This window comes from Dolichospermum sp. UHCC 0259, from assembly GCF_009711935.1.
In the GTDB taxonomy this organism is placed as follows: Bacteria; Cyanobacteriota; Cyanobacteriia; order Cyanobacteriales; family Nostocaceae; genus Dolichospermum.
In genome coordinates this window covers 1-6334 of record NZ_VIKX01000148.1, presented here as the reverse complement: position 1 = coordinate 6334, position 6334 = coordinate 1, and the positions used below count along the sequence as shown (strand labels likewise).

At 36.8% G+C, this 6334-nt stretch carries 6 protein-coding genes and 1 pseudogene; 1 reads left to right on the top strand and 6 read right to left on the bottom strand.

Going from position 1 to position 6334, the window contains the following annotated elements; translation table 11 throughout:
• The coding region (locus FJR05_RS11790) for a hypothetical protein (protein ID WP_168644261.1) at positions 1 to 1274 on the top strand (1274 nt) is incomplete at its 5' end.
• Positions 1275 to 1633: 359 nt separating this feature from the next.
• Here the strand turns inward: FJR05_RS11790 and FJR05_RS11785 are convergent.
• The 6 genes and pseudogenes from FJR05_RS11785 to rpsP form a co-directional block, all read right to left on the bottom strand.
• Complete coding sequence (locus tag FJR05_RS11785) at positions 1634 to 2413, bottom strand: DUF6816 family protein (RefSeq protein ID WP_168644260.1); 780 nt, start codon at positions 2411 to 2413, stop codon at positions 1634 to 1636.
• Between the two features lie 48 nt (positions 2414 to 2461).
• A complete protein-coding gene (locus FJR05_RS11780) occupies positions 2462 to 3439 on the bottom strand; it encodes a hypothetical protein (protein WP_168644259.1) in 978 nt (325 codons plus the stop codon).
• Between the two features lie 74 nt (positions 3440 to 3513).
• Positions 3514 to 3924 (bottom strand): annotated as a pseudogene (locus FJR05_RS11775) (ChuX/HutX family heme-like substrate-binding protein); the annotation flags it as partial.
• 109 nt (positions 3925 to 4033) lie between these two features.
• The gene (locus FJR05_RS11770; RefSeq protein WP_168644257.1) at positions 4034 to 4987 is read right to left on the bottom strand and encodes a PhoH family protein; all 954 of its coding nucleotides are present in this window, start codon (positions 4985 to 4987) and stop codon (positions 4034 to 4036) included.
• Between the two features lie 426 nt (positions 4988 to 5413).
• A complete protein-coding gene (locus tag FJR05_RS11765; protein WP_371416880.1) occupies positions 5414 to 5827 on the bottom strand; it encodes a KH domain-containing protein in 414 nt (137 codons plus the stop codon).
• Positions 5808 to 6068: a 30S ribosomal protein S16 gene (gene rpsP, locus FJR05_RS11760; protein ID WP_027403099.1), complete on the bottom strand. Its 261-nt coding sequence runs from the start codon at positions 6066 to 6068 to the stop codon at positions 5808 to 5810. The genes FJR05_RS11765 and rpsP overlap by 20 nt, the downstream gene beginning before the upstream one ends.
• Positions 6069 to 6334: the final 266 nt, after the last annotated feature.

The following is a 6334-nucleotide window of genomic DNA, read 5'->3' as shown; positions in this document are numbered from 1 at the left end:
ATCCTTTCATAAAGGGAGCGGTAGAACCACTTAATCTTAATCTTGGCAACCGAAATGAAATTCAAAATGAATTATCAAAACTGAATCATATTTTATTAATCTTAAACGAAATTGAAGAAGAAATTGATTCAGAATTAGGATTTGAAAAAATGAAAAATGCTGCAATGGGAGCATTGCCATTTTTAGGAACAGTAGCAAGCTTGTTTATTCCTGGTGGATTTCTCGTAGATGTTGTTATTAGTGGTAGTGCAGGGTTACTTGCAGAAAAATTCGGGAATAACGAAAATGAAGTAACTTTAAGTGACCTACAGGAAAGAATCTATGGATGGATTAATTGGCTAAATCAGATTCAAGAAATAGGTGAATATATTTTAAATGATTCAGGAATTTTAAATCAAATTAATAATTATCTGAGATGGGAAAATATCAATAATGAAATTCACAAAAATGTTGATTTAATTAAAATAAATTTATCACTCAATAATGCTGATTTATTAAGACAGCAACTCAATCAAATAAGTCATAGTCAAGATGATTTAGTTAAATTACAAAAAAGACTAAATGATGCTTATGATAAATTACAAAATAGCGATGATATTTATGAAATTATCATAGGCTTATCTAATTATTATGGTAATTGTGGATTTTCCTTAGAATGGTTAGATGATGAGCATGGATTAATTATGTCGAGTGCTAGTGAATTTTTATCTCTGTCAGAAATTATAAATAATTGTGAATATTTCAAGCAAGAAATTGGAGATTTAATTTTAAATGCTAATCATCTGAAAAGTCAAGCAGAAGAAGCCTTACATCGGTTAAAAAATAATCAGAACAAAAAACATAAAGATAATGAACAGCAATCTCAAAACCATCAAATATTGCAAACAGCAGTTACAAATAACTCTCAGAAAATACTGATTTTTAAACCTTCACTAATTATTGGTATTGTCAGTATAATATTTCTATTTCTTGGTATTTACATAGGTAAAGATAAAATACCACAAATACAGCAAATTACCTTAAATACTAATCAGGAAGAAACGGCTAAAAAGGATTTTGAATCTGCACAAAAACTTGGAATGGAAGCATCTATAATAGTTCAGAATCCTCCTCATCCTCCAAAAGTTTGGAAACAAGCACAACTTAAATGGAAACAAGCAATTAAGTTATTAGAAAGTATTCCAGATGGTACATTTTTTTCTAAAAAAGCTAAGGAGAAATTATCTAGTTATAAAACTAATTATGCTGCTGTGAGTACACAAGTTAAAAATTAAGTTTTTTTATTATGAATTAATCTTTTTCTTCCTTCACCTCTATTATATTCAAAACAGCTTAGTTGTTTGATTCTCTAGGTAGGGGTTTAGCAGTGCTAAACCCCTACACATCCAGGTTTTTCATAATCTTGAAAAATTCCATTTTCCAATTTAGTAGCGTAGCGTAGGTTGGGTTAAGCAAAGCGCAACCCAACATCAATCAAATTGATGTGTTTTCAGGTTTCCAACATTCTAATTTTAAAGGTCTTACTTTACTCATTTGTTTAAAATCATTTTCTTGAGACACAATAATTAAATCGTGTTGTATTGCTGTACAAGCTATCCACAAATCATTGAGATGTATTCCTATTTGTCATAGTTCAGCTTGCGGGGACAAATTTTAGCCGATACCGATATAATGCCACTGGTTGAGAACCTGCGGTAAAGTAATCAGGATCTTGGGATGAAAGGTAGACAGCGGTTACTTGATCTGCGGTAATGGCTGGAGAGGATGTAGAAAGCTTTTGATAGGCTGTGGTTGACTCTACAGTATTCAAATATGGACGAGGACTACCTTGAAATAGTTGTTGGAAAACTTCTGTGGTGATGAATTGATCATCTGCTGGTGTTTCTGTAGTGCGATCGCTGATAATGGAAATTAATTGCCGTTCACCTCGCAAAAATGTAATTTGCCGATTGGGAGATTGAGGATCTACTTTGGATGATAATACAGTATCATCGCCTAAATAAGCTCTGGATAAATTTAAACTATTAAATTCTCTATCTGCTACTAATATTGATGGTTGATTCTGGAAATTAGTAAGAAATTTTAAACCCGAATTAGTTGGTTTAACTTTGATGAATTTAACTAAAAAACTAATTGGTTGATTTAATTGACTGCGATTACCTTCAAAACCTGGTGTCACTATATCTGGTGCTAAAGGTGCGGCTAAATCTACTAATGTGCTGGTAACTTTCCAAGTCCCGGACATCCATTCAGGGTAAACTAAATCTCCTTTCGCTGGTTTGACTGATGTTAATTTTTCCCATTGGGGGAATTTGGCTAAATGTTCTGCTAATTCTCCGGCTTGTGCGTCGTTATTTCCTAACAATAATAAAAGCATTAAGCAAAAACTCAACAGCACTCTGATCAAAGACATAAAATTACTGCACCATTCTGTAAATATAACTAACTGTGACAAATACCCCTATGGCACACCAGGGAAATTGATAAACTGACGTAAGCGATCGCTTACTTGGTTAGCTCGAATCTTAGCATAGCTGGTATGATTGATATCAAAGTCTTCACTGATAAACTCGGAAATCCCTAATCTTTTTCCATTAGTTGTGACCAAATTAACTCGATAACGGTAGATATTATTAGCATTTTTGCCTTCTTCCAAAGTTTCTGTTTCTACTTTAGCAATATCTTTGAAAGCATATTCGGCCAAGTATTTACCTACTTTATGGACAGTGATTTTACCGTTTGATTCAAACTTCCAAACCTCTAATCCCAAATCTAAAACTAACTTGTAAGGTATATTAAGTAGTTGACGTAGATTCACCAGCAGCTTGTCAATTTCGGGTAATTGGTCATAACTTTGAGCATAAAAAAGCAGAGATTTACCTGAATGAGTTGTTAGTTTTATCTCCACTGCCGCAGTGGCAAAATTCTCAATTGTGGTAGTACTACTGGGAAGCTTCAGCATCAATTCTTGCAGTTCTGATATCAGGTAACTATTGATGCGCTGACGGAGAGCCGTTTTTCTAGTAATAGAAATTCGGCTTGTTGTCCTGTCAATAGTGCAAGTCGTCAGAGTTACTGTATACCAAGCTGATAAAAGTAAGATTGATCCCAGTCCACCAACCCAGGCAAGTCCAATTGATAGTAAAATTGTATTGCCTGGTATAACTTGAGTGGTATTGCGGGGCTTTGATGTTGGTTGGGTATAGGTTTGAATGGGAATAGTAATTCCCAAAAATTCTGACTTTTTTTGACACTGAAGGGAACTTACACTGACAGGTTGACAAACAACCGTAGCAGGTAAAATTGTTGTCCCTAACCAAATTGGGACTAGACCAGGAAGCACCATCAACAAAGGCGCTATCCAACTTCCTTTAATGCGTGTGTCTTCCTGAGTAACAATCTTATTAGGCAAAGATTCAGTAATTTTCCACTGGTTCATAAAACACGGTTTGATTTTCTACTGAGTAATTAACTTGATTTAAAGTAACAAAAATCTCTGCCTAATTGCCAATATTAAATTTCCGACGGTAAAGGTTGCCAGATTTCACCATACTTTTCTTTTAAAACGTGCCAAGCTTCTACTTGTCCTGTTTCGTATTCTCCTGGTTTACCCCATTGTAAAAAGAGGCTTAATGCGGGTTTTTCTTCCGCATCTACAAACCGAATTGCATAGGTTGTAAAATTTCCTCTTTTGGCTTCCCCTGTTTCAAATTTCACTTTTTGAATCATATCCATGTTCAAATGAAATTCAAAGCCTTCGGTGTGCATATTCGCATATTTACCTTTTGGTAATTCGGCGTAAAATAGTTTTTCTATTTTTCCTCTAGCTTCTAAAACGGCGGCGCTGCTGGTGACTATTAAGCGCAAAGTTCCCAAGGTTTCACAAGCTTCTAAAAATTCTTTCAATGTTGTACTCATAGCTGTTGATTTTCTAGTTGTTAGTGTGCAATTTCAGATTTATAGCGTTTTTTTGGATGTAATACAATCCAGAGGGTAAGAAGTAAGAAGGTAAGAGGGCGCAGGGCCTGCGCCCCTACGTTTCGTATTTTTCGTAGGCAGCAACGATACGTTGTACTAAGGGATGACGAACAACGTCTTTTTGAGAAAATTCGCAAATGGCAATTCCTTCGACGTTGCGGAGAATCTGTAAGGCTACTTCTAAACCGGATTTTTGATGGGGTGGTAAATCGGTTTGGGTGATGTCACCTGTGATTACCATGCGGGAGTTAAAACCCAATCGGGTTAAAACCATTTTCATTTGCGCCGGTGTGGTATTTTGGGCTTCATCAACAATGATAAAGGCGTTATTTAATGTCCGTCCTCGCATATAGGCTAGTGGTGCGACTTCGATGATTTCCCGTTCGATTAGGTTGGGGACTTTTTCGGGGTCTATGAACTCATTTATGGCATCATACAGGGGACGTAAATAGGGGTTGACTTTTTGCTGTAGGTCTCCTGGTAAAAAGCCGAGTTTTTCTCCTGCTTCGACTGCGGGACGGGTTAAAATCAGTCGTTCAAATTGATTGCTAAGTAGGGCTTGGACGGCGATAACTACAGCGAGATAGGTTTTCCCTGTTCCCGCAGGACCTATACAAAAGGTTAAATCACGTCGGCGAAGTGCGTCTATATATTGGCGTTGGTGAAAGGTTTTGGCGCGAATTTCAAACCCCCGGCGAGTTTTGGCGAGGATATCGCGCTGTAGGTCTTGGAGTTGGTCTTCTGTATTTGTGTCGAGGGCTTGACGGGCTGTGAGAATATCGGCACTAGAGATATTATTACCTTTACTCCACAAATTTTCGAGCGATCGCACTAATCGCTTTGCTAATTCTACCTCTTTAGGTGTTCCCGAAATTAATAATTCTTGTCCCCGCAGGACTAAGTTAGCCCCTGTTTGTTGTGATAAAAACTTGATATTTGCCTCACCATAACCAGCTAGAGCGATCGCACTGGACATATTAGGCAGTTGAATTATGGAATCATCTGCCATATTATTGCTGAATTGAGTGAAAGGTGGTTTTTAACAAAATTAATATTTTCCTATTAAATGTAAATTGAAAATTCTATAATTTTCTGTTAATTAAGTCTGAATAAATAAAACCAAACCCTTTATAAATCAATACTTTATTTGATTATTTAATGTTGACAATGTGCAAGAAACAAGCATTGATACAATTAAAACTCAAACACTTTTGAAAGCTCTATATTATTCTAACTTCTTTCTTCATCCTGACTTTTGACTCCTGACTCCTCTTAAATATTGGAAAATAGGCTGACAACATTTGTTAATTCTTGGCTGGTAAATCCGCAATAAACACGGAAATATTCGCCAAGACTTGACAATGTTGTTGTCCCCTTTCTCCATCTTTCCCAGAATTTAATCTGTTGTCAACCATTTAAACTGATCAGTGATGATCTAGCGTAAACGTGGTTTAACAACAGGTTTGGGAATATTACTCTCTCTTTCTTTCGATTTGGGTGGTAGTATCCGCTCTTCCTGGTCTTCATCAAAAGACATACTATCTCGACTGTGGGAACTGCCGCCATAAATATCCAGGTATACTGATTGCCCAGCTAGTTCTGCTGCTGCGGAAATTACAGTGCGAATTGCCTGGATATTGCGTCCCCCCCGACCAAACACTTTTTCTTTATCTATGCTATTAAAAGCAATGCGAACCCAAGCCCGCTTGAGGGTTTGAGACATTTCACAATCAACGCTTAAAGACTCTGGAGATTCTAAAAACGGTTGCACAAGAAACTTAACCAGCCCCACATAATTGGGATTGGTTGCTAGGGATTTAATCTCAAGACTATGATGCGGCTGTTGCACTGACCTGTTCAAAAACGTTAGCTTTTACGAGGATACGACGAACTGTATCGGTAGGTTGAGCGCCTTGTTGTAGTCGCTTAACGATACCAGGAATATCTAATTTTACTTCATCAGTTCTAGGGTTATAAAATCCTAGTTCTTCTAGGGGGCGACCGTCACGACGAGCGAGGTTGTTAATAGCAACAATCCGGTAACTGGCTTCGCGCTTCTTGCCAAATCTTTTTAAACGCAGTTTGATCATTTTGAGAACTGTTTCTCCTGTTCCTATGTAATGGTTGTGTAACTAATTGATCAGGAAGTTATTGGGCTATAATACCCACCTTCACAATTTCTGACACTAAAATCCTAATTCTAGCACTTTATCGCCATGATTGGTAATTTGTCAGTGGCATAGGAATATTTCTCTCCCTCTCCCTACTCCCTGTCACAGCTAAATTCATTATGAATGATTTTAATTTTTATTCATAACATAGACTAAACCCACATTCCGCAGATGTGACTCAGATT

Excerpts from the sequence above, each read along its gene's own strand:
- FJR05_RS11785 (WP_168644260.1), bottom strand. The coding sequence starts at position 2,413 with ATGTCTTTGATCAGAGTGCTGTTGAGTTTTTGCTTAATGCTTTTATTA.
- FJR05_RS11780 (WP_168644259.1), bottom strand. The coding sequence starts at position 3,439 with ATGAACCAGTGGAAAATTACTGAATCTTTGCCTAATAAGATTGTTACT.
- FJR05_RS11770 (WP_168644257.1), bottom strand. The coding sequence starts at position 4,987 with ATGGCAGATGATTCCATAATTCAACTGCCTAATATGTCCAGTGCGATC.
- rpsP (WP_027403099.1), bottom strand. The coding sequence starts at position 6,068 with ATGATCAAACTGCGTTTAAAAAGATTTGGCAAGAAGCGCGAAGCCAGT.